Raw genomic sequence first — 23,636 nt, 5'->3', positions numbered from 1 at the left:
TTGCCCGTGCACCCTGCACCACCGACGCCGAGATGCGTCGCGCTATCGACAACGCAGGCGAAGTGTTCAAGACCTGGAAAGAGGTCCCGGTCTCCGAGCGCGCCCGGGTGATGATGCGTTACCAGGCCCTGCTGAAAGAACACCATGATGAAATCGCCGAGATCCTGTCCAGCGAAACCGGCAAAACCTTCGAGGATGCCAAAGGCGACGTATGGCGTGGTATCGAGGTTGTGGAGCACGCAGCCAACATCCCCTCGCTGATGATGGGTGAAACCGTTGAGAACGTCGCCCGCGAGATCGACACCTATTCCTACACCCAGCCGCTGGGTGTCTGTGCCGGTATCACGCCGTTCAACTTCCCGGCCATGATCCCGCTGTGGATGTTCCCGATGGCCATTGCCTCCGGTAACACCTTCATTCTCAAGCCGTCCGAGCAGGACCCGCTGACCCCGATGCGTCTGGCGGAGCTGTTTGAAGAAGCAGGCGCCCCCAAGGGTGTGTTGCAGGTTGTCCACGGCGGTAAAGAACAGGTAGACGTGCTGCTGACCGATCCGGCCATCAAGGCTGTGTCCTTCGTTGGCTCCGTACCGGTGGGCCGTTACATCTACGAAACCGGCACCCGTAACATGAAGCGTGTACAGAGTTTCGCCGGCGCCAAGAACCACATGGTGATCTTGCCGGACGCGGACAAGAATCAGGTGGTCAAAGCTCTGGTAGGCGCATCGGTTGGTGCTGCCGGCCAGCGTTGCATGGCGATTTCCGTGGCCGTGTTCGTGGGCGAGGCCCAGGAGTGGATTCCGGAAGTGAAGGAAGCCCTGGCTGCGGTCAGACCCGGTGCCTGGAACGACAAGGGAGCCAATTATGGGCCGATTATCAGCAAGCAGGCGAAGCAGCGCGTGGAATCGCTGATTACCCGCGGTGAGGAAGAAGGCGCCAAGCTGCTGCTGGATGGCCGCAACTGCACCGTTGATGGTCTGCCTGACGGCAACTGGGTAGGGCCGACGCTGTTCGCCGGGGTCAAGCCGGAGATGGATGTCTACAAGGAAGAGATCTTTGGCCCGGTTCTGGCCTGCATGGAAGTGGACACCCTGGAAGATGCCATCAACCTGGTAAACGACAGTCCTTACGGTAACGGTACTTCCATCTTCACCAGCTCCGGTGGTGCAGCACGTCGCTATCAGCATGAGATCGAAGTGGGTCAGGTGGGTATCAACGTGCCCATTCCGGTGCCCCTGCCGTTCTTCTCCTTCACTGGCTGGAAAGGCTCCTTCTACGGTGACCAGCACGCCTACGGCAAGCAGGCGGTGAAGTTCTACACCGAGACCAAGACCATTACCTGTCGCTGGTTCAGCAGCGATGCGGTGGCTGAAACCAACTTCTCCATCCGCATGCGGTAAGGGGAGCCCATGAACTTTGATCTGACTGAAGATCAGCTGGCCTTCCGCGAGGCCGCCAGGGCCTTCGCGGAGAAGGCCATGGCGCCTCACGCTGCCAAATGGGATGCCGAGCATGTGTTCCCGGTGGAAGTGATTCGCGAGGCCGGTGAGATGGGCTTTTGCGGTATTTACACGCCGGAAGCCCAGGGCGGCATGGGGCTGTCGCGGCTGGATACCAGCGTGATCGTGGAAGAGCTGGCGGCTGCCTGTCCTTCCACGGCCGCCTACATCACCATCCACAACATGGCGACCTGGATGGTGGCGCAGTTTGGCAATGCCGATATCCAGAAACAGATCGCCCCGAAAATGGCCAGTGGTGAATGGTTGGGTTCCTACTGCCTGACGGAACCGGGTGCCGGCTCTGACGCCGGTAACCTGCGCACCAAGGCCACACGGGACGGCGACAGCTATGTACTGAATGGCAGCAAGGTGTTTATTTCCGGCGCTGGCGCCACTCAGATGCTGGTGGTGATGGCTCGTACCGGTGAGCCGGGCAGTGGTCCCAAGGGCATTAGTGCGTTTGTGGTGCCCGCTGACAGTGATGGCATCCACTACGGCAAGGCCGAGGAAAAAATGGGCTGGAACAGCCAGCCCACCCGCCAGATTACCTTCGAGAACGTACGCGTGCCGGCCAATAACCGGCTGGGTGAAGAAGGTCAGGGCTTCATGATCGCCATGAAAGGCCTGGACGGTGGGCGCCTTAACATTGCCACCTGCTCCATGGGTGGTGCCCAGGCGGCGCTGCTGCGCGCGCGCAATTACATGCACGAACGCGAGCAGTTCGGCCAGGCCCTGGCGGGCTTCCAGGCATTGCAGTTCAAGCTGGCGGACATGGCAACCAACCTGGTAGCCGCACGGCAGATGGTTCGCCTGGCAGCCTACCGGCTGGATCAGGGCGATACCGAAGCCACGCTGCATTGCGCCATGGCCAAACGCTTCGCCACCGATGCGTGTTTCGAGGTGTGCAACGAAGCACTTCAGCTCCACGGTGGTTACGGCTATATCCGCGAGTATCCGCTGGAGCGCTACGTACGCGACCTGCGGGTGCATCAGATTTTGGAAGGCACCAACGAAATCATGCGGCTGATCGTAGCCCGCCGGCTACTGGAGCCTGGTGTCGCTGAAGCTATTCAATAAACGCTTCTGCCAACTAACAAAAGGCGAGAATTCACATGAGCGAACTGATTCAGCTGGAAAAGCGCGGCCACACCGCGATCATCACCATTAACAACCCCCCGGCCAATACCTGGACCAAGGCGTCTTTGAAGGCGCTGGAAGAGACGATTGAGGCGCTCAACGCTGATCGCAATATCTTTGCGCTGGTGGTCACTGGCCAGGGCGAGAAGTTTTTCTCTGCCGGTGCCGACCTCAAGGCCTTCGCCGATGGCGACATTGGTAACGCCAGTGTCATGGCGCAGGCGTTTGGTCAGGCATTCGATGCCCTGGTTCGCTTCCGTGGCGTGTCAATTGCGGCCGTGAACGGCTATGCCATGGGGGGTGGCCTGGAGTGTGCCCTGGCCTGTGACATCCGCATTGCCGAGGAGCATGCCCAGATGGCATTGCCAGAGGCCACCGTTGGCCTGTTGCCCTGTGCCGGTGGCACCCAGAACCTGCCTTGGCTGGTCGGCGAAGGCTGGGCCAAGCGCATGATCCTGTGTGGTGAGCGTATCAAGGCCGACAAGGCCCTGAGCATCGGGCTGGTGGAGGAAGTGGTGCCGCAGGGCGCAGCCCTCGACAAGGCGCTGGAGCTGGCGGAGATGGCCGGCAAGCAGAGCCCGTCGTCTGTTGCCCGCTGCAAGACCCTGGTGATGAGCGCCCGTGACGGTCGCAGTCACGACGATGGCTGGAGAATGGAGCGGGAACTGTTTATCGAACTGTTCAGCACCGAAGACCAGCGCGAAGGCGTGAATGCGTTCCTTGAAAAGCGCACGCCGGAATGGAAAAACCGTTAAAAGCATCGATAAATCGGGCCGGATTACTGAGTGAATGGTATGAGCGATCAAGTAGTCATTTTTGAGGAACTGGAAGCCGCTGGCGGTAGCCGCATTGGTGTGGCACGGCTGAACGCTCCGCGCGCCATGAACGCATTGTCGCTGGAGATGATCCACCTGTTGAAGGCAAAGCTGGACCAGTGGGCCGCGGACGACACCATCGGCGCCGTGTGGCTGGAAGGCGAGGGCGACAAGGCCCTGTGCGCCGGCGGGGACATTGTGGCGCTGTATCGCGACATGACAGAGCCGCGCTCTGACAGTCGTGCCGTCAGTGAAGGGGATAGATTCTTCACCGACGAATACGAACTGGACTACCAGATTCACACCTATCCCAAGCCTTTTATTGTCTGGGGCAATGGCGTGGTGATGGGCGGCGGCATCGGCCTGATGTCTGGCGGCTCCCACCGCGTGGTGACGGAGCATTCACGTGTGGCGATGCCGGAAGTGAGTATCGGCCTGTACCCGGATGTCGGCGCTGGCTGGTTCCTCAACAAAATGCCGGGCCGGATCGGTTTGTTCCTGGGGCTGACCGGGGCGCGGATGAACGGCGCTGATGCGCTGTTTACCGGGTTGGCCGATCGGTTTATTCGCCACGACATGCGCGAGGAGGTCAAGCAGGCCTTGCAGCAGTCGGGCTTTGCCGGCCTTGAGGGTGGCGCCCATGCCGCTGTTAGCAAAGTGTTGCGCAGATTCGAGGAGGGCTCCCGCGAGGCAATGCCACAGGCCGTGGTACGCGAGCACTTTGATGTGATCCAGGTCCTTACCGACGGCGATTCGCTGGTGGACGTGGTGGATAACCTGAGCCAGTACGCCGGCGAAGATCCCTGGCTGATCAAGGCGGTCAAGACGGTCGCGGCGGCGTCGCCGGCGTCCCTGACTCTGACCTGGCAACACTATCACGACACCTTGCACGACAGCCTGTCCCAGGTTTTCGACAAGGAGCTTCAAATATCGAAACGCTGCCTGAAGATGGGTGAGTTTGCCGAGGGCGTCCGGGCACTGTTGATCGACAAGGACCTGAAGCCACGCTGGCATTTCCCGACACTGAAGAGCGTGGACCCGGAATGGATCGACCGATTCTTTATCGAGCCCTGAACAAAACCGAACAGACCAACACTGATCAAAAATGGAGAACAACAATATGGCGACTATCACATTTATCGGTCTTGGCAACATGGGTGGCCCCATGGCCGCCAACCTCGTTAAGGCGGGACACGACCTGACGGTGTTTGATCTGTCTTCCGAGGCGGTCAAGGCGCTCACCAGCGAAGGTGCGAAATCTGCAGCGACGATTCAGGAAGCAGTGGAGGGTGCCGAGGTGGTGATTTCCATGCTGCCTGCGGGCCAGCACGTGGAAGCGGTTTATCTGGGCGACAACGGCCTGCTGAAAAACCTGCCGTCCACCACATTGGTGATCGACTCCTCCACCATCGCACCGGAAACCGCGAAAGGTGTGGCCGAAACAGCTGTGGCGGCCGGTATCACCTTTATGGATGCGCCGGTCTCCGGCGGTGTTGGTGGCGCCAAGGCGGGCACGCTGACCTTTATCTGTGGTGGTGAGGCGGACGCGTTCGAGCGCGCCAAACCCATTCTTGAAGGTATGGGGAAGAACATCTTCCACGCTGGCCCCCACGGTTCCGGGCAGGTTGCCAAGATCTGCAACAACATGCTGCTGGCCATCCTGATGAGCGGTACCAGCGAAGCATTGGCACTGGGCGTGAAGAACGGCCTGGACCCTGCGGTACTGTCGGAAATCATGAAACAGAGTTCCGGTGGTAACTGGGCGCTGAACGTCTACAACCCCTGGCCGGGTGTCATGGAGGGTGTTCCGGCGTCCCGTGACTACGAAGGCGGTTTCCTGGTGAACCTGATGAACAAGGACCTGGGGCTGGCCTTCGACAATGCGGTCAAGAATCAGGCCCCCATCCCCATGGGGTCGTTGGCCCGTAACCTGTTTGCGCTCCATGCCAACGAGGGTAATGGCGGGCTGGATTTCTCCAGCATACAGAAGTTCTATTACCGCGAGCAGGGCTGAACAGGCAGCGCCTTCAGGGCCATCTGGGCCGAGCTTTTCGTTCATGCTGATGGGTTTTGAAGGCGCTTATTTTTAGCTTTAAGTTTACCTTTACGTAAACTATAGCCTGTGATACACATTGAGTTCAGAATTTGCCACAACAATAAAAGGACTGGATTATGAGCCTCCCGGATTACCAATCGGTCTATGACAATTTCGACCCCGCCAGCCTCGAAGCCGAGATTCTGGAGGGTAACCTGAACGATGGCCTGAACGTCTGTACGGAAATCTGTGACAAATGGGCAGACGACCCCCAACGGGTTGCGCTTTATTACGAAAAAGCTGACGGCGGTTCCGGCAAGCTGACCTTCGCCGAGCTGAAAGAACAATCCGCCCGTTTTGCGAACTACCTGACCTCCCGCGGTATCGGCAAGGGCGACCGGGTTGCCGCCCTGCTGCCTCGCAGCCCTGAGTTGTTGATTGTCATCGCGGGCGCCCTTCGCGCTGGCGCCGTTTACCAGCCGCTGTTCACCGCCTTTGGCCCTGGTGCCATCGAGTATCGTTTCGAGCGCGCCAGCACCAAACTGGTGGTCACTGACCCCGTCAACTACCCGAAACTTACCGAGGTCAAGGACTGCGCACCTGTGGTGTGCGTGAGCGCGGCCGAAGTCAGTGGCGATATCCCGGACTTTGAAAAGACACTGGCAGAGCAGTCTGGCCAGTTTGAACCGGTACTGATCAAGGGTGGTGATCCGTTCCTGCAGATGTTTACCTCGGGTACGGTTGGTAAGTCCAAGGGTGTTGCGGTTCCTGCCAAGGCGTTGCTGGCGTTTTACGTGTACATGAAATATGCCATCGACCTGCGGGACGATGATGTGTTCTGGAACGTGGCTGATCCGGGCTGGGCCTACGGTCTTTACTACGCCGTGGTGGGCCCGTTGCTGATGGGGCATGCCACCCATTTCAACCCGGGCGCGTTTACCCCGGAAACCACCTACGACATGATCCGCAAGTACAAGATCACCAACCTGGCGGCGGCCCCGACTGCTTATCGGTTGCTGAAAGCCAATGACCACGTTCTTCCGGAAGGAGAGAATCTTGGCCTTCGGGTGGCCAGCAGTGCCGGTGAGCCGCTGAACCCGGAAGTGGTGAGCTGGATTGAGCGGCGTCATTTCTGCCCGGTCAAGGACCACTATGGCCAGACCGAAACCGGCATGACCTGCTGTAACTTCCATGGCCTTGATCATCCAGTGCGCCAGGGCTCCATGGGCTATTCCTCTCCTGGCCACAAAGTCGTTGCCCTCAATGAAAAGAATGAAGTTGTGGGCGAAGGTGAGATCGGCCAGTTGGCAGTGGATGTGAACGCCTCGCCATTGTTCCATTTCGACGGCTACACCTGGGGCGAAAAAGACCCGTTCGTGAATGGCTACTACCTCACCGGCGATATGGTGGTGAATCATGGCGGTGGCTGCTTCTCATTCAGCGGCCGTGACGATGACATTATCACCACTGCTGGTTACCGTGTGGGCCCGGCCGATGTGGAAAGCACCCTGCTGGAGCACAAGGCGGTGGCCGAGTCTGGTGTGGTGGCGAAGCCCGACGAAAAGCGGGGCTCTATTATCAAGGCTTATGTGGTTATCAAGGGTGACCAGGAGCCTGAAAGCGAAGATGCCCTGAAGGACGAGCTGCAGGAGCTGGTTCGCCATCGCCTTTCCGCTCACGCCTATCCCCGTGAAATTGAATTCGTGGATGAGCTGCCGAAAACCCCCAGTGGCAAGATCCAGCGCTTTGTTCTGCGTAACCAGGCGAAGGAAGAGAAACAGGGATGATTGTCACCTTCGAGGAGCTGCAGGCCTTCCTCGCCGAGCAGTTTCCCCAGGGTGCCCGCTACGGCACCCTGCAGGAACTGGGCGACGGTTGGGCCGAAATGAAGCTGGAGGTTGCTGAAGAGCATCTGCGCCCCGGCGGCACGGTGTCCGGCCCCGCCATGATGGCGTTGGCGGACGTGGCCCTGTATGCCGCCCTGCTGGGAAAAATCGGCCTGGTGCCGCTGGCGGTGACCAGTAACCTCAACATCAACTTCCTGCGCAAGCCCGTGGCCCACAGCCCGATCCGGGCGCGGGCCAGCATGCTGAGAATCGGCAAGACCAGTGGGGTGGGTGAAGTCTATATTCTCTCCGATGGCCTGGAAGACCCGGTTGCCCATGCCACCATCACCTACGCGATTCCGGCGCAGCGGTGACGGCATGAACGTCAGCAATCTTTCGGTTTCCCTGGGGGAGGGCGTCAGGGTTCAGGCCCAGCGCCTGAGCCACGGTGACCGTACCGGGCCTGTGTTGGTGTTCCTGCATGAATCCCTGGGCAACATTGCCTTGTGGAAGCAGTTCCCGCGCCAGTTGGCGGAGGTCACGGGCCTCGATGCGCTGATTTATGAGCGCCGTGGTTACGGTGCCTCCAGTGACGAGCCGTTGCCCCGTCCCTACGATTATCTGGAGCAGGAAGGCACCGTGTGGTTGCCCCGGCTGCTGGATGCGCTGGCGATTGATGAGGTGATTCTGGTGGGCCACAGCGATGGCGGCTCCATTGCCCTGATTGCCGCAGCAGCGTTGGAAGGGCGGGTAAAAGGGTTGGTCACCATGGCCGCCCATACCTGGGCCGATCACCTCACCCTGGCTGGTATCCGCGACATGCGCCGTCGCTACCTGGAAGAAGGTATTCGCGAGAAGTTACTGCGCCATCACGGCGAACGCACTGATGCGTTGTTCTACGCCTGGCAGGACGTCTGGCTGGATGAGGGATTTCAAGAGTCCATGGACTTTGGCCCTTGGCTGGACGCCATTCGTTGCCCGGCTATGATCATTCAAGGGGACGATGATGAATATGGCGTTCCAGAGCAGGTGACCCGGATTGTGGAGGGTATCGGGCATCGGGCTGAACCGGTGTTCATGGCTGGCACGGGGCATTCGCCCCACTTGCAGCAGCCTGCCCAGGCGCTGACGTTGGTCAGTGATTTTTTGCGAATGGCGATTGGCCAAAAAAGTACGATTTTCGGTTGACGTTTACGTAGACGTCAATCTACTCTGTACACAGTATAAACGCACAACAATAACAAAGGTAGAATGGCTCATGAGTGACCCGTTCGTTCTGGAGACCCAAAGCCTCGTCAAAGAGTTCAAGGGCTTTGTGGCGGTCGATGACGTTAACCTGAAGGTGCAGCGTGGCCACATACATGCCCTGATCGGCCCTAATGGCGCGGGCAAGACCACGGTATTCAACCTGCTCACCAAATTCCTGATTCCTACCCGAGGCAAAATCCTGTTCAAGGGTGAGGACATCACTTCAATGAAATCGGCGGCCATTGCCCGCAAAGGGGTGGTCCGTTCCTTTCAGATTTCTGCGGTTTTCCCCCATATGACGGCGCTCGAGAACATTCGCGTCGCTCTGCAGAGCTTTGAAGGAAACTCCTTCCGCTTCTGGAAATCCGGCGAGTCCCTGAACAAGCTCAATGAGCGTTGCATGGAACTGCTGGACAGTGTGGGGCTGACTGAATTCGCCAATACCACCACCGTCGAACTCGCCTACGGTCGTAAACGCGCCCTGGAACTGGCCACCACTCTGGCCATGGAGCCGGAGCTGCTGTTGCTGGATGAGCCCACACAGGGAATGGGCAGTGAAGACGTGGAGCGGGTCGTTGAACTGGTGCGCAAGGCCGCTCAAGGCCGCACGGTGCTGATGGTGGAACACAACCTGGGTGTGGTCAGCAAACTGTGCGACCGGGTCACCGTGCTGGCACAGGGGGCCGTGCTCACCGAAGGCGACTACCAACAGGTGTCCGATGACCCCCGTGTGCGTGAGGTGTATATGGGTGGCACGGCCACCAAGAAGCAGGAGGCGGCGGAATGACCCAGGCCCACTCGAAAGATTACGAACAGCTACGAATCTCCGGGCTTCACGCGTTCTATGGCGAGTCCCACATTCTCCATGGCATTGATCTGGAGGTTCAGCGCGGGGAACTGGTCACCCTTCTGGGCCGCAACGGGGCCGGGCGTAGCACCACCCTGAAAGCGATTATGAATATGGTGGGCCGCCGCACCGGCTCGATCATGATTAACGGTGAGGAGACCATGACGTGTGCGCCTCACCACATTGCAAGGTTGGGAGTAGGGTATTGCCCCGAACACCGGGGCATTTTTTCCGGACTCAATGTCATGGAAAACCTGACGCTTCCGCCGGTCGTCCGAAGTGGCGGCATGGGGTTGGAGGAAATTTTCTCCATGTTCCCCAACCTGTACGAGCGCCGTACCAGCCCTGGCACCAAACTATCGGGTGGTGAGCAGCAGATGCTGGCCATGGCCCGGATTCTGAGAACGGGCGCCAACATGCTGTTGCTGGATGAAATCACCGAAGGCCTGGCTCCGGTCATCGTTGAAACACTGGGCGAGGTGTTGGTCAAGCTGAAGGAAAAAGGCCTGACCATTGTCCTGGTTGAGCAAAATTTCCATTTCGCCGCACCCCTGGCGGACCGTCACTATGTGATGGAACACGGCCAGATTGTGGAGGAGATCAGCGCCGACGAGCTTGAGGCCAAGCAGTCGATGCTGGACAAGTACCTGGGTGTGTAAGGCCTGGGGATGAGAGTGAAATAAAGAGTGCAACAAGAGCAATAAGAACGAAACCCGAAAACCAACGCAAAGACAGTAGCGGAGAAACAACAATGACAATCACCAAAAAGCTTCTGACATCAGCGATTGCATCAGCCATGTTTGTGGGTGCTGCCCAGGCTGAGATATCCGACAACACCGTTAAAATCGGTTACCTGGCCGACATGTCCGGCACCTATCGTGACCTGGCCGGCCCCAATGGCCAGACAGCCCTGGAAATGGCCATCGCGGACTTCGGTGGCACGGTCAATGGCGCCAAGATCGAAGTGGTCAGCGCGGATGATCGTAACAGCCCGGATTCCGCCTCCAGTACTGCCCGGCGCTGGGTGGAGAACGAGAACGTTGATTTGATCGCCGGCCTGGTTGCTTCCTCGGTCACCATTGCCGTCAGCAACATCCTGGAAGAAAACGACAAACTGGGTATCGTCTCCGGTTCTGCCGCGTCCAGTATTACCAACGAGCACTGCACGCCGAACCACATCCACTACGTGTATGACACCTATCCGCTGGCCAACGGTACGGCAAGCGCGGTGGTTAAAGAAGGTGGCAAGAGCTGGTTTATCCTGACCGCTGACTATGCCTTCGGTCACGCCCTGGAAGGCGACGTAACCCGTGTGGTGGAAGAGAATGGCGGCGAAGTGATGCAGGCAGTGCGTCATCCCTTCCCAACCTCTGACTTCTCGTCCTTTATCCTGCAGGCGCAGTCCTCAGGCGCTGACGTGGTGGCCCTGGCAAACGCCGGTGCAGACACCACCAATGCCATCACTACCGCCGGTGAATTCGGCCTGACCCAGTCCGGCCAGACCCTGGCGGCGCTGTTGTTGTTCCTGACCGACGTTCACGCACTGGGTGCTCAGTCTGCCCAGGGTATCCAGCTCACCACCGGCTGGTACTGGGACATGAACGACGAAACCCGTGCCTGGTCTGACCGTTTCATGGAAAAAACCGGCGTTCGTCCCACCATGGTTCACGCCGGTATCTACTCCAGCACCATGCAGTACCTGAACGCTGTGAAGGCCACCGGTTCGGATGCCGCCCAAACGGTACGCAAGCAGATGATGGATACGCCGATCAACGACATGTTTGCCAAGAACGGCATCATTCGTGAGGACGGCCGTATGGTTCACGACATGTACCTGGCGGAAGTGAAAACGCCCGAGGAGTCCAAGAGCGAGTGGGACCTGTACGACATCGTACGCACCATCCCGGGGGACGAGGCCTATCGCCCGCTGTCTGAGAGCAAGTGCAAGCTCGTAACCAAAAACTGATGTTCTGACCGACTGGGCCGTCCCGCGCTATCCAGCAGTGCTGGCGGGGCGGCCACTGACCTGCAGACACGCAACTTGTGAATGATCCGTTGCGCTGCTTTTGGAGTTTGTAACATGACCGAGATTCTGGGAGTCCCCGTGGCCGTGCTGTCTGGCCAGTTGATGCTCGGGGTGATCAATGGTGCCTTTTACGCTCTGCTGAGCCTCGGCCTGGCGGTAATATTTGGCCTGCTGAAAATCATCAACTTCGCCCACGGTGCCATGTACATGCTCGGTGCGATGTGTACCGTACTGATTTTTGATGCCTTCGGAGTCAACTACTGGGTAGCGCTTTTCGTCGCACCCGTGATTGTTGGCTGTTTCGGCATTCTGCTGGAGTACTTCCTGTTGCGCCGCATCGCGGGCCAGGATCACATCTACAGCCTGTTGTTGACCTTCGGGATTGCACTGATCCTTCAAGGTGTTCTGACCAATATTTACGGCGTTTCTGGCCTGCGTTATTCCATGCCGGAGGTGTTCAGAGGTGGTATGAACCTCGGGTTCATGTTCCTTCCCTACTATCGAGCCTGGGTGATCGTCGCTGCCTTGCTGGTGTGCTTCGCAACCTGGTTCATGATTGAGAAAACCCGGCTTGGCTCCTACCTGCGGGCCGGCACGGAAGATTCCCAGCTGATGCAGGGGTTTGGCATCAATGTGCCACTGCTGATCAGCCTCACTTACGGTTTTGGTGTCATGCTCGCCGCCTTCGCCGGTGCGCTTGCCGCACCCATATATTCGGTATCGCCGGTAATGGGCTCCAACATACTCATCGTGGTGTTTGCTGTGGTCGTCATCGGCGGCATGGGTTCTATCGCCGGAGCCGTCGTTACCGGCCTGATGATGGGGGTAGTAGAAGGGTTCACCAAAGTGTTCTACCCGGAAGGGTCGGCAGCCGTGATCTTCCTGGTGATGGTGGTTGTTCTGTTGATTCGCCCGTCGGGCCTGTTTGGTAAGGAGGCATAGTCATGGCGAACGCAACCACGCAGACAGATATCCAGCAAAGCATTATTCAGCAGCAGAAATCCGAGCAACGCAAGAAGCAGATTTTGAATCTTGTGCTGCTGGCGCTGCTCCTATTGGCACCGGCGGTGATGTACCCCGTGTTCCTGATGAAAATCCTGTGCTTCGCCCTGTTCGCAGTGGCGTTCAACCTCCTGCTGGGTTACACCGGCCTGCTGTCTTTCGGGCACGCTGCGTTCCTGGCGGCGGGCTCATACACCACCGGTTACCTGCTCTCGAATTTCTCCGGTCTGACGACCGAAATGGGGATTCTGGTGGGCACAGCGGCGGCAACGGTGTTGGGGCTCGGCTTCGGGGTTGTGGCCATTCGCCGCCAGGGAATCTATTTCGCGATGATCACCCTGGCGTTGGCGCAACTGGTCTACTTCTTCTTCGTACAGGCCCCGTTTACCGGTGGTGAGGACGGTATGCACGGCGTACCCCGCGGCCACCTGTTCGGCTTTGTTGACCTGAGTAACAACTACGCCATGTACTATTTCGTGCTGGCGGTCTTCCTCGGAGGCTATCTGGCGGTGCAGCGCATTGTCGGCTCGCCCTTCGGGCAGGTGCTCAAGGCGATCAAGCAGAACGAGCCCAGGGCGGTGTCCCTTGGCTACAACGTGGATCGCTACAAGCTCCTCGCATTCGTGATCTCTGCAGGCCTGGCCGGCCTGGCCGGATCGGTGAAAACCGTGGTGTTCCAGCTTGCGTCTCTCAACGACGCTCATTGGCACATGTCCGGCGAAGTCATCCTGATGACTCTGTTGGGTGGTACCGGCACGTTGCTGGGCCCGGTGGTCGGTGCCACTTTCGTGGTGAACCTGGAATATCAGCTGGCCCAGGGGCCGCTGGGTGACTGGGTAGATCCCATTCTTGGCGGTATCTTCGTGCTGACGGTGATGGCCTTCCGCTCGGGTATTGTGGGTGAGATCCAGAACTTCATGCGCAAGAACATGAGTTAATCGTCGCTGGCCGCCCAACTGCCATACCCCAACGCCATGACCCGGGCCACTTCGGCCTCGGGTATGGCTGTCAGGTCGCCCAGTTCCAGGGTGTCGTAGTGAAACACATAGAGGCGGGACGTGAATTCCGCCACGGGCAGGGACGCCTCACCCCGAATCTCTCCATTTCCCCGGGTTGAGCAGGTGATGCCCTGGCCCCAGTCCTGGCCGCTGTCGTTATTGGGGTTGAAGAAGTACACCCGCATTTCGTTTCTGGGGCTCAGGGCCACTCGCAGGATAGTAATGGCATGTCGGCCGACGAAGCGGGCGGCGCTGTCGGTAACGGCGATGCCGGCAGGCTGGTGGTGAATCACCGGAATGTTGCCGTTGTAGTAGGGGTGATAGCTGGCGTAGAAGTGCCGGATGAAATCGTCGTAGTCGGTGACTTCCCCAGTATGGATATCGGCCACCACCTTGAAGCCGTGGCTGACCCACCAGCCATAGAACTCCGGGTTGATCCAGCGGTGGGCGTCGTCGTTACGGTCTTCGCAGCGCCGCCACATCTCACCGTATATCCGGTCCAGGTGGGGAATCAGTATCAGTGACACCGGGTCCACATCCACCGGGGTGTCCTTGACCAGACCCGGCTCCAGGTTCTTGGACGATACTTCCCAGCCTTCAAACCGACTCAGTACCTCGTTGTCGCGGGCTGCCCAGGTGAGTACCTGCAGCAGGTAATCAGCCTCGTTGGCCGCCCACATGGACAATCCTATGGCAGACTGGCAACTGGGGTTGTTGCCCTGGCCCACGCCCAGTGGCTGGCCCAGAAGGTTGAGCACGCCGGCCAGCAGGAACACTCTTGGTGGAACCTCATCGCCGAACGCTTCTGACAGAGCCTGCTCGGTTTCCGCCGATAATTTAAGCTTGATCTGCCGCCACAGTGCCTGGGCGACCGGTGGGGTGAACAGCGAACCCCGCTCCAGCATCATGGTCAGCCCGTAGACCGCCTGACAGGTTTCCGGATGGATGGCTTCATCAATCAAGGCATCTACAAGCTGGTTGTAGCAGTAGAGGTCATCCAGCCCGGTCATTGTCAGGCCCAGGGCCGTGGGGATAAGTTCGTCCTCGCCACTCGTACGAAGGAACCGTAAGAACACGGCATGATAAGGGGACGCAAGCCCGGTGTCGTGCATGTTGCGGGCGAACTCGCTGGCTTCCGCGGACAGTTCAACGTCGTCCATCTGGGTCAGGCGTAGCTGGTAAACGTCCAATCCGGGGTCTTCGCGGCTGCCGGGTGTGGGTGCGAACAGGGCCCGTACCAGCCGGGTGGCGTCGGCCGTGCCGGTGGTTTTCAGTTCCGGGTCGTACAGGCATTTGGCGATCTGGCCAATCATGTCGCAGATGCTGTCCACCTGCACAGGGCCTTGTTCCAGTAGCCGCCACACCTCAGCCACCAGGCTGTCCAACAGGTTCTCGTAGCCAAGGTGGGATATCAGGTATTGGTATAGCCCCAGCACCAGGGGGCCGAGTTGCTTGGGCCGTTCGCGATCGGCTTCGGTGAGAGTGCCAGACAGCAGGTCCAGGTTCAGGGCCATCACCTGGGTGAGGAAATGCCGGGCCTGCTCGGAGGAAATGCCAGGGTGAAAATAGTCACCGCGCACCACCGCCAGCAGCCGTATTTCGCTGATCGCCTCGACAACGGTGGTAACCGCACCGGCTTCCCGCAGTGAGTGCTTGGCCAGGGCAGGTTGCAGGGTGGCAGGTTTAGACCAGTCACTGGTGCCGAATATACCGGCGGATTCCAGAGCGCGAACCCGACGGTACAGGACATCGAAACCTCCCGGCAGCGTCATTAGAAGGCGCGCACGCTCCAGCAGCCCCAGGCTGGAGGCTTGTGGTGACGCGCTGCGGGCGCGGGCAAAGTCTGCCAGAGCGGCATCGAATTGTAATGAAGCCTGGGCAAGATCCAAGGGTTAACTCCTTTTTTCGTTTTTCCTCGCTCCGTCACTCGCAGTGTAGTCGGCCCCGGGCCAGAGACAAAGCTGGCGATGATCAGGTCGTCCAGCAGAAGTTGTGTCAATCGTTTATGGTGTAGGTACAGATATACGACTCTGTCTCGGAGGCCTGTTTGATCGACTATACCCTGCTGACATTGGCCATCGCCCTGCTCGCGGTGACCGTCCTCGGCAAAGTGCGCCTTCATGACTGGTGGATCCGTGCCTGTGAGTTCCCCCGTGTTCAGATTGTCAGCCTGGCGGTATTGGTGGCGTTCGCAGCGCTATGGCTGGAGAACGATGGCCTGCAAAAGTGGGTGCTTGCGATATTGGTGGTGGTGCTTGCGTTGCAGCTGTATCGCATTTTGCCGTGGACACGCTTATGGCCCCTGCAGGTGCAATCAGCGGAGTCCGGCCAGGAAGACCGCTGTGTCACATTGATGATTGCCAACGTACTGACGCCCAACCGCAACAGCGAGGGTCTGATTCGCCAGGTCCAGGAACACCGGCCAGATGTGTTGCTGACTCTGGAATCGGATCAGTGGTGGGGCGATCAGCTGGATGCGGCTTTTGGTGACTGGCCGACCATTATCCGCGTGCCGCTGGACAACCTCTATGGCATGCATCTGTATTCGAGGCTGCCGTTGGACGAGGCTCAGGTGAGCTACCTGATTCAGGATGATATCCCTTCGATCCACGGCTGGCTGAGGTTACCCTCGGGTGATCGTGTGAAACTGCACGCCGTGCATCCGCGCCCACCGGCACCCAGTGAAAGTGAGGAGTCCCTGTGGCGGGATGCTGAACTGTTACTGATCGGCCAACAGATTCATAAAGATGGTTACCCCGCCATTGTCGCCGGTGACCTGAACGATGTGGCCTGGTCCCGCACCACGCGGCTGTTTTGCCGCGTCAGCGGCATGCTGGACCCGCGTCGGGGGCGGGGCATGTTCAACAGCTTTCACGCCGAACGCTGGTACCTGCGCTGGCCGCTGGACCACGTCTTCACCACCGAGCATTTTACGCTGGGCAGAATTGAACGGCTCGCCCCCTTTGGTTCCGACCACTTCCCGATACTGACCACGCTGTGCTTCCGCCCTTCAAGAGCAGATGAGCACGAAGCTCCGGAAGCGGACCGCGACGAGCACCAGGAAGCCCGTGAGAACATTCGCGAAGGCAAGATTCGGGATCAGGATGACTAGGCGCGCTGTGGTATGTCCCTATCTTGCAAATTGCCCCGGAAAGCAGGATAAAGGAGCCTTGAAAATCTCCTGTGCCGGCCCCTCGCCACAGGCCTGTTTGAGTTTTGAAAGGCTGACCTTATGGGTTCTGGTTTTGCGAGCGCTGACGCATTCCTTCAGGCACACCCCGAACTGCAGTTTATTGACCTGCTGATCCCGGATATGAACGGCATTGTCCGCGGTAAACGCGTGGACCCTTCAACCCTGCCCAAGGTGTTTGAGCGGGGCATCGCGATGCCGGCGTCCATCTTTGCCCTGAATATCCAGGGCACTACCGTGGAAGAGACCGGTCTGGGCCTGGATATCGGCGAGGCGGACCGTGTGTGCCTGCCCATCGACGGTACGCTCACCATGGAACCCTGGCAGAAGCGGCCCACTGGCCAACTGCTGCTGACCATGTATGAGCTGGATCGTGAGACGCCCTTTTTTGCGGACCCGCGCGTGGTGCTGCAGAACATCGTCAAGCGGTTTGAAGAACTGGGCCTGACGCCGGTGGCGGCCTATGAGCTGGAGTTCTACCTGATCGACCAGGAAAACCTCGCCGGCCGACCCCAGCCTCCCAAGTCGCCCATTTCCGGCAAGCGCCCGGCGGGCACCCAGGCCTATTCCATCGACGACCTGGATGAATACGCGGAATTCCTGGCGGATGTGCTTGATGCGGCCCATGAACAGGAATTGCCGGCGGATGCCCTGGTGGCGGAATCCGCCCCTGGCCAGTTTGAGGTGAACCTGCATTACGTGGATGACGCCGTGCAGGCCTGTGACCACGCCACCCTGCTCAAGCGCCTGATCAAGAACATGGCCTACGACCATGAGATGGACACCACCTTCATGGCCAAGCCCTACCACAACCAGGCGGGTAGCGGCATGCACCTGCATGTCAGCCTGGTTGATGGGGAAGGGCGCAATGTATTTGCCGGCGATGCCGAGGAGCCCAACGACATGCTGCGCTGGGCCGTTGGTGGGCTGGTGGCCACCATGAACGACGCCATGGCGTTGTTCTGCCCCAACATCAACTCTTACCGCCGGTTCAGCCCGGAGTATTACGTGCCCAGTGCGGCGACCTGGGGTGTGGATAACCGCACGGCCAGCCTGCGACTGCCGGGTGGAGATCCCGAGGCGCTGAGGATTGAGCACCGCGTTGCGGGTGCTGATGCCAACCCGTATCTGCTGATGGCGGCGGTGTTGGCGGGCATTCACTACGGTATTTCCAACCGCATCGAGCCACCGCCGGTGACCGTGGGCAATGCCCACGAACAGCACGAAGCCAGTCTGGTGAATAACCTGCGGGATGCGTTGCGGGAGCTCGGTCAGTCGCCGGTGATGGCGGACTATCTGGGAAGGGAATTTCTGGATGTGTTCGTCGCCTGCAAGGAGCACGAACTGAACGAGTTCGAAATGACCATCTCAGATCTCGAATATCTCTGGTACCTGCATACGGTTTAATGGCTTCCCGTCATCCGATAACGGCGCCACAGGGCGCCGTTTTTCGTGGGAACTATTCAAGCACCAGCCAGGTGGCCTTCAGTTCCGTGTATTTATCGAATGCATGCAGGGACTTGTCGCGCCCGTTGCCGGACTGCTTGAAACCGCCGAACGGTGCAGTCATGTCGCCACCGTCGTAGTGGTTGATCCACACGCTGCCGGCCCGCAGTGCCTTGGCCACTTTGTGGGCGGTGTTGATATTGGAGGTCCACACGGCGGCTGCGAGCCCATAGATGGAATCGTTGGCAATCTCAATGGCCTCCTCGGCGGTGGTGAAACCGATCACCGAGAGCACCGGCCCGAAGATTTCCTCCGAGGCAATGCGCATGCGGTTGTTCACGCCATCGAACACCGTGGGTTGCACGAACAGACCTCCGGTCTCTGCCATCACTCGTTGACCGCCTTCCACCAGTGTTGCCCCTTCCGACTGGCCAATGCCGATGTAGTCGATGATGCGATCAAGCTGAGCCTGGTCGACGATGGCGCCGCAGGTGGTTGCCGGGTCCAGTGGATGGCCGGGGCGCCAGGTTTTCAGGGCCTCGCGGATCAGCCCAACGAATTCGGTGCGGATGCTTTCCGCCACCAGCAAACGGCTACCGGCGGTGCAGACTTCGCCCTGGTTGAAGGCAATGGCGCTGGCGGCTTCGGCGGCGGCTTTTTTCAGGTCCGGGGCATCCGCAAACACGATGTTGGGGCTCTTGCCGCCGGCCTCCAGCCACACCCGTTTCATGTTGGACTGGCCGGCGTAGACCATCAGTTGCTTGGCCACGTTGGTGGAACCGGTGAACACCAAGCAGTCCACGTCCATGTGCAAGGCCAGGGCCTTACCCACGGTATGGCCGAAACCGGGGAGTACGTTGAACACGCCGTCGGGTATGCCGGCTTCGGTGGCCAGTGCCGCCAGGCGAATGGCTGTGAGCGGCGATTTTTCCGAGGGTTTGAGGATCACTGAGTTCCCGGTGGCCAGCGCCGGCGCGATTTTCCAGGCCGCCATGATCATCGGGAAGTTCCAGGGCACGATGGCGGCCACCACACCCATAGGCTCCCGGGAAATCATGCCGATCTGGTTATGGGGCGTGGGGGCGAGTTCCCCATACACCTTGTCGATGGCTTCGGCGGTCCAGCGTATGGCGCGGGCGGTGGCCGGTACGTCCACCGTACGGGCATGGCTGATGGGTTTGCCCATATCCAGGGTATCCAGCAGGGCCAGTTCGTCGCCGTGGGCTTCGATCAATTCCGCAAAGCGAATCAGCACAGCTTTGCGTTTGGCCGGGGCCAGCTCACGCCAGTCGCCGCGCTCAAAGACTTTTCGGGCGATGGCTACGGCTTTGTCCGCATCGGCTTTGTCGCAACTGGCCACTTGGGCCAGTTCGCGGCCGTTTACCGGGCTGATCGACGGAAAGGTTTCACCGTTTACCGCCCAGCGATAACTGCCCTTTACATAGGCGCGGCCCTCTATGGCGAGGGTGTCGGCCATTGCCTGCCACTCGGGCTGGCTAGTGGGTGTTCCGGAAATGGCATTGGTGGATACAGGGTCAGACATGGCGGCCTCGAAGGCAAAGGAATGGCGTCATCATAGCAGGTGTTTGAGCCGCGTCGACGGCCTTCCATATAGGTACAAGAACGTGTCTTCCCGTGGGCTGAAAGCCGGCATAGACTGAGTTCGGCGGGCAACAGGATTGCCCTTTTCATTGCCTGCCAAAGAACCCTTTTTGATAACCCATTTGGCACAACTCCATGACCCAGCATTCCCCGGTTCCATCCTATTACGCGGCATCGGCCAATCCGGCCCCTACACGGCCGGTGCTCCAAGGCGCTTGCGAGGCCGATGTATGCGTGGTTGGTGCCGGCTACAGCGGGTTGTCCACGGCGCTCTTCCTGGCTGAAGCCGGTTTCCGGGTGGTGGTTCTGGAAGCGGCCACCGTGGGCTGGGGTGCCTCCGGCCGCAATGGCGGGCAGATCGTCAACAGCTTCAGCCGTGACCTCGACGCAATCGAACGCCAGACCACAGCGGATCACCTGACCCACTTGGCGTCCATGGCGTTTGAAGGCAGCCAGATCATCCGTCAACGGGTGCGGGATTACGGCATCCAGTGCGACCTTAAAGAGGGTGGCATTTTCGCGGCCCTGAACGCACGGCAGCTCAGCCATCTGGAGGATCAACAGGCACTCTGGCGGCGGTTCGGGTACGGGAATCTGGAACTGCTGGACCGGGAAGGAATTCGTGCCCGGGTTGGCACCGAGCGCTATGTCGGCGGTGCGATTGATCACACCGGCGGCCACATCCATCCCCTGAACCTGGCCCTGGGCGAGGCGGCTGCCCTGGAATCTCTCGGTGGCGTGATCCACGAACATTCAGCCGTTACTGACATTGTTCATGGCCAACCTGCCACGGTGAAAACCGATCAAGGCGAAGTGCGGGCAGCGTTTGTGGTGCTGGCGGGCAATGCCTATCTCGGCGGACTGGTGCCGGAACTGGGCGCCAAGTCCATGCCCTGCGGCTCCCAGATCATCGCCACCGAGCCGCTTGATGATGAGGTCGCTAAACGCCTGCTGCCACAAGACAACTGTGTGGAAGACTGCAACTACCTGTTGGATTACTTCCGCCTGTCTGGCGACAAACGCCTGATCTACGGCGGTGGCGTGGTCTATGGCGCCCGCGACCCGGCCAACATTGAACGGCTGATTCGCCCCAATATGCTGAAAACGTTCCCGCAGCTGGCCGATGTGAAGATCGACTACGCCTGGACCGGCAACTTCCTGCTCACCCTGTCACGCCTGCCGCAAATGGGCCGGCTGCAGAACAACGTGTTTTATTCCCAGGGCTGCTCCGGCCATGGCGTAACCTTTACCCATGTTGCGGGCAAGGCGTTGGCAATCGCCATCCAGGGCCAGGCCGAACGTTTCGACGCCTTCGCCAGCCTGCCGCATTACCCGTTTCCGGGAGGGCGGGCGTTTCGGGTACCTTTGACGGCAGTAGGGGCCTGGTATTACGCGTTGCGGGATCGGTTGGGGGTGTAAGGAAGCCGGCAGCCTATGTGTTGCTGTAAATCGACAGCTCCCGGGCGTGCCGCTCTGGTTTGGGGTCATCAATGGACTCCACGGCTTCGATCTGCGTAATGTAGTCCGCCGGCAAGCCGTTTTCCCGGGCGCCGATGAGCACGTGGTCCTTGTACCAGTGGAAGGGTTTAAGTGAGTTGTTGATGCGGGTGGCATAATACATCCAGGCGCGCAGGGTGCCTTGTTCGGTTTTCAGCTCAACCTGCTTCTCATCGTAGCCAAACCCCAGAGCTTCATGTCGGTCCAGGTCGGACTTTTCTGCATCGGCAATCTCGTAGACTACACCCATCACCCGGTCTCCCGAATGGCCGGTGTCCTCCGCGTTGCATTTGGCCGAACCGTCCCCGGCAGATTTATGGAAGCGGAGCCGATGAGCGGGGAGTTCTGTCACGGCCACGAACCTGGCAGAGGGCACTCGTGCCCTAAGTCTTCGGTGTGACATGTTGGAGCCGTAGCAGAAGCAGAGCATGGGGTTGCCTGGTGGTCAGATAGGGGTTCAGTTTTGTTAAGCCGGATTGGGCTTAATTCTGAAGGATGCGTTCAAGATTGTTTAGGGCATCAGCATGGTTAGCCGCGCTCATTTTCTTGAGATTTCGCAATTTCCATCGCACCGCCGGTAGGCGTTCAACATCTTCCAGGCCTAACAGAGCCCACTCCGGAGAGCATCGCTTGAACGTTAGCAAGAATTGCCGCTCTTGTTTCGTTATTGACGAGTTAACCAGATCAACAAGGTTCTCACGAGTTGTTTCCAGCTCTGACAGTGGCACTTCTATATGCGCCATACTTTGGAATTCGCCCTCATACAGGCCCGCAATGTCCTTGAAGTGCGGCCTCAACAGTTCTGAAATGGGCCTGTTGTGGCTGATGATATAGACCAGCAGTGCCTTCCGCAGGTTTTCGGTAAGCCCTTCGTTGTCAAGCAGCATTTTCACATCGAATAGGTCCCGAGGGTGTTGACGATCCAATGCCGCACATATTTTCCCTGCGTAGAGGTCTGCGAAATCAACTACCTGAATTTCCGCGTACCCGAATTCTTCTTCGACGTCTTTGCTGACGGGGATAACGGTAGGGGCGTAAACAGTCCCCCGTAGCACTGGTGACAGCTCAATTTTGATCTGGGCTCCATCTTTGCCGACGGTAAGCCGTAGAGCATCGCCCTTGTTTTGGAATGATTCGATAACGCTTGTACCCCTAATTCCGTAACGAATCGATTCAGCTAATTCAGAGAGGTTTTTTCTGATTGTATCTAGCGCATCCTGGCGCTCCATCATTGGAAGAAAGACCAAGTCAATGTCGACTGAAAGGCGAGGGAAATTCCTGATAAACAGATTGATGGCGGTTCCGCCCTTTAACGCGAAACATTGGTGTTTTGCTACAAAGGGTACAAGTTGTAGTAGAAGTTTGACCTGGTTTTGATACTGGAGTCGCCTATCCATGCCCATTGTCTCCCTGCATCTCCCTTGGCACCGTGATTGACCATTTCTTGTTTAGCCTGCCCTCCTCGGCTATAACCCGCTTGCCTGCGCCAAGATCATATTTTTCCGGCTCAAGGTATTTGAACCAGGGGTGGTTCTGCCTCTCTGACAGCCATAAAAATAAACGTTTCGTCTTGATACTGAGGCAAGCTTCCATAAGTGCATTCAATTTTCGTGGAGAAAGGTTGGATAGCCCCTGCATCAATGAGTCCGCATGCTCGAAACTGACTGCTGAAGGCACTTTTGTCAGCACTTCCAGCATGGCTTTCTCCGGACAGGAATACGAGACGGGAGGTAGCCCTTCTTGCCAGTCAAATGCGCGAAGGTATCTTGGATTTGTCATCACGGATTCAGGCCATAGGCGCGTAGTGCTGCAACGATCAAAGACCACATCAATCGGAACTCTGCGGAGCCATCCGGGCAAAGGAGACTCAGAGTAGAGTTCAATCCTTTCTTCCGCGCTAAAGGACAAAAAGTGGCTATATCCGGCGAGATGTAAGGCCGTTAACCCGCCTACGTGGATGGGCTTGCCTAACATTCTTTGTAGGGAGGCGACGATGCCCGGCCAGCGAATGGGCTGCTCGTAAAGCGTATAAACACCCGTTGTAATAGGGATTAGTGTCCGGCTACGTACGGCGTTGTCCACAAAATGCAGGTTCAAGCCCTGATCGAGCAGCCACTGCTTGGTGGCCACCATGGAGATAGGCAGAAGCCTTCTTAGCTGTTCACGTGCTTTCTTATTAAGCATGGTTTTAAAATCTCTAATAACACGGCAATAACTACCGTATTATTTATAATACGTAAACCAGCGAGGACCTCAAGGTTTAAATAAGCAGAATTTTGCGTCATTTATTGCCGTAGAAAATTAAAAATTTAAACTCCTGGGTCGGCAGGATGATCGCAGCACTTCTTACTTTCAAGCCTGTATTCTCCCCACACGCCCGACCCCCACCCATGTGTGGAATCACCGGCCGGAATACCAGTTCAGCCGCTACAGCCTGGAAATCGATGAAATCAACCGGGTGCAGGTAGACC

Annotated in this window: 22 protein-coding genes; 16 read left to right on the top strand and 6 right to left on the bottom strand. The window is 58.5% G+C overall.

Annotated elements, in window-relative coordinates:
• The 13 genes from AXW11_RS18195 to AXW11_RS18135 all read left to right on the top strand — a co-directional run.
• A partial coding sequence (locus AXW11_RS18195) for a CoA-acylating methylmalonate-semialdehyde dehydrogenase (RefSeq protein ID WP_286792535.1) occupies nucleotides 1-1,397 on the top strand: 1,397 nt, incomplete at its 5' end.
• Between the two features lie 9 nt (nucleotides 1,398-1,406).
• Nucleotides 1,407-2,573 carry an acyl-CoA dehydrogenase family protein gene (locus AXW11_RS18190; protein WP_041333630.1) on the top strand — a complete coding sequence of 389 codons (1,167 nt, stop codon included), beginning with the start codon at nucleotides 1,407-1,409 and terminating at the stop codon, nucleotides 2,571-2,573.
• 35 nt (nucleotides 2,574-2,608) lie between these two features.
• Nucleotides 2,609-3,388: an enoyl-CoA hydratase gene (locus tag AXW11_RS18185; protein ID WP_036202464.1), complete on the top strand. Its 780-nt coding sequence runs from the start codon at nucleotides 2,609-2,611 to the stop codon at nucleotides 3,386-3,388.
• A 39-nt stretch (nucleotides 3,389-3,427) separates the two neighbouring features.
• Complete coding sequence (locus tag AXW11_RS18180; protein ID WP_075195412.1) at nucleotides 3,428-4,522, top strand: enoyl-CoA hydratase/isomerase family protein; 1,095 nt, start codon at nucleotides 3,428-3,430, stop codon at nucleotides 4,520-4,522.
• A gap of 46 nt (nucleotides 4,523-4,568) precedes the next feature.
• Nucleotides 4,569-5,462 (top strand): 3-hydroxyisobutyrate dehydrogenase, encoded by an 894-nt coding sequence (gene mmsB / locus AXW11_RS18175; RefSeq protein WP_075195556.1) that lies wholly within the window; start codon nucleotides 4,569-4,571, stop codon nucleotides 5,460-5,462.
• Between the two features lie 158 nt (nucleotides 5,463-5,620).
• A complete protein-coding gene (locus AXW11_RS18170; protein ID WP_075195411.1) occupies nucleotides 5,621-7,270 on the top strand; it encodes an AMP-binding protein in 1,650 nt (549 codons plus the stop codon).
• Nucleotides 7,267-7,683 (top strand): PaaI family thioesterase, encoded by a 417-nt coding sequence (locus tag AXW11_RS18165; protein WP_075195410.1) that lies wholly within the window; start codon nucleotides 7,267-7,269, stop codon nucleotides 7,681-7,683. Before AXW11_RS18170 ends, AXW11_RS18165 begins: the two co-directional genes overlap by 4 nt.
• Nucleotides 7,646-8,497, top strand: coding sequence for an alpha/beta fold hydrolase (locus AXW11_RS18160; RefSeq protein ID WP_228210261.1), 852 nt, complete (start codon nucleotides 7,646-7,648; stop codon nucleotides 8,495-8,497). The genes AXW11_RS18165 and AXW11_RS18160 overlap by 38 nt, the downstream gene beginning before the upstream one ends.
• A 70-nt stretch (nucleotides 8,498-8,567) precedes the next feature.
• On the top strand, nucleotides 8,568-9,344 hold the full coding sequence (locus AXW11_RS18155; protein ID WP_036202477.1) for an ABC transporter ATP-binding protein: 777 nt from the start codon (nucleotides 8,568-8,570) through the stop codon (nucleotides 9,342-9,344).
• Nucleotides 9,341-10,063, top strand: coding sequence for an ABC transporter ATP-binding protein (locus AXW11_RS18150; protein WP_036202479.1), 723 nt, complete (start codon nucleotides 9,341-9,343; stop codon nucleotides 10,061-10,063). The genes AXW11_RS18155 and AXW11_RS18150 overlap by 4 nt, the downstream gene beginning before the upstream one ends.
• A gap of 92 nt (nucleotides 10,064-10,155) precedes the next feature.
• The gene (locus AXW11_RS18145) at nucleotides 10,156-11,370 is read left to right on the top strand and encodes an ABC transporter substrate-binding protein (protein ID WP_075195408.1); all 1,215 of its coding nucleotides are present in this window, start codon (nucleotides 10,156-10,158) and stop codon (nucleotides 11,368-11,370) included.
• A gap of 114 nt (nucleotides 11,371-11,484) precedes the next feature.
• Nucleotides 11,485-12,372, top strand: a complete 888-nt coding sequence (locus AXW11_RS18140) for a branched-chain amino acid ABC transporter permease (RefSeq protein WP_075195407.1) — start codon at nucleotides 11,485-11,487, stop codon at nucleotides 12,370-12,372.
• Nucleotides 12,373-12,374: 2 nt separating this feature from the next.
• The gene (locus tag AXW11_RS18135; protein ID WP_041333636.1) at nucleotides 12,375-13,370 is read left to right on the top strand and encodes a branched-chain amino acid ABC transporter permease; all 996 of its coding nucleotides are present in this window, start codon (nucleotides 12,375-12,377) and stop codon (nucleotides 13,368-13,370) included.
• On the opposite strand, the gene AXW11_RS18130 is transcribed toward AXW11_RS18135, so the two are convergent.
• Nucleotides 13,367-15,319, bottom strand: coding sequence for a hypothetical protein (locus AXW11_RS18130; RefSeq protein WP_075195406.1), 1,953 nt, complete (start codon nucleotides 15,317-15,319; stop codon nucleotides 13,367-13,369). The genes AXW11_RS18135 and AXW11_RS18130 overlap by 4 nt on opposite strands.
• Nucleotides 15,320-15,477: 158 nt before the next feature.
• Here AXW11_RS18130 and AXW11_RS18125 point away from each other — a divergent pair, with 158 nt between their 5' ends.
• Together AXW11_RS18125 and AXW11_RS18120 are read left to right on the top strand one after the other, a co-directional pair.
• On the top strand, nucleotides 15,478-16,542 hold the full coding sequence (locus AXW11_RS18125; RefSeq protein WP_091641582.1) for an endonuclease/exonuclease/phosphatase family protein: 1,065 nt from the start codon (nucleotides 15,478-15,480) through the stop codon (nucleotides 16,540-16,542).
• A 120-nt stretch (nucleotides 16,543-16,662) separates the two neighbouring features.
• Entirely contained in the window at nucleotides 16,663-18,027 is a 1,365-nt protein-coding gene (locus AXW11_RS18120) for a glutamine synthetase family protein (RefSeq protein ID WP_041333641.1), read from the top strand.
• Between the two features lie 52 nt (nucleotides 18,028-18,079).
• Here AXW11_RS18120 and AXW11_RS18115 read toward each other — a convergent pair whose 3' ends face one another.
• On the bottom strand, nucleotides 18,080-19,609 hold the full coding sequence (locus AXW11_RS18115) for an aldehyde dehydrogenase (protein WP_041333643.1): 1,530 nt from the start codon (nucleotides 19,607-19,609) through the stop codon (nucleotides 18,080-18,082).
• 194 nt (nucleotides 19,610-19,803) lie between these two features.
• Here AXW11_RS18115 and AXW11_RS18110 point away from each other — a divergent pair, with 194 nt between their 5' ends.
• Nucleotides 19,804-21,087 carry an NAD(P)/FAD-dependent oxidoreductase gene (locus AXW11_RS18110; protein ID WP_041333646.1) on the top strand — a complete coding sequence of 428 codons (1,284 nt, stop codon included), beginning with the start codon at nucleotides 19,804-19,806 and terminating at the stop codon, nucleotides 21,085-21,087.
• Nucleotides 21,088-21,100: 13 nt separating this feature from the next.
• Here AXW11_RS18110 and AXW11_RS18105 read toward each other — a convergent pair whose 3' ends face one another.
• From AXW11_RS18105 to AXW11_RS18090, 4 genes are all read right to left on the bottom strand, one after another.
• Nucleotides 21,101-21,595 (bottom strand): gamma-glutamylcyclotransferase family protein, encoded by a 495-nt coding sequence (locus tag AXW11_RS18105; protein WP_091641584.1) that lies wholly within the window; start codon nucleotides 21,593-21,595, stop codon nucleotides 21,101-21,103.
• A gap of 52 nt (nucleotides 21,596-21,647) precedes the next feature.
• Nucleotides 21,648-22,562 carry a nucleotidyl transferase AbiEii/AbiGii toxin family protein gene (locus AXW11_RS18100; protein ID WP_091641587.1) on the bottom strand — a complete coding sequence of 305 codons (915 nt, stop codon included), beginning with the start codon at nucleotides 22,560-22,562 and terminating at the stop codon, nucleotides 21,648-21,650.
• Nucleotides 22,555-23,349, bottom strand: coding sequence for a type IV toxin-antitoxin system AbiEi family antitoxin (locus AXW11_RS18095; RefSeq protein ID WP_091641589.1), 795 nt, complete (start codon nucleotides 23,347-23,349; stop codon nucleotides 22,555-22,557). Before AXW11_RS18095 ends, AXW11_RS18100 begins: the two co-directional genes overlap by 8 nt.
• Before the next feature lie 97 nt (nucleotides 23,350-23,446).
• Nucleotides 23,447-23,636, bottom strand: a 190-nt coding sequence (locus tag AXW11_RS18090; RefSeq protein ID WP_286792534.1) for a hypothetical protein, incomplete at its 5' end; no start/stop codon positions are given.

It is taken from the genome of Marinobacter sp. Hex_13 (assembly GCF_001566815.1).
In the GTDB taxonomy this organism is placed as follows: Bacteria; Pseudomonadota; Gammaproteobacteria; order Pseudomonadales; family Oleiphilaceae; genus Marinobacter; species Marinobacter salarius.
The sequence above is the reverse complement of the archived record's forward strand: the minus strand, read 5'-3'. Positions and strand labels throughout refer to the sequence as shown.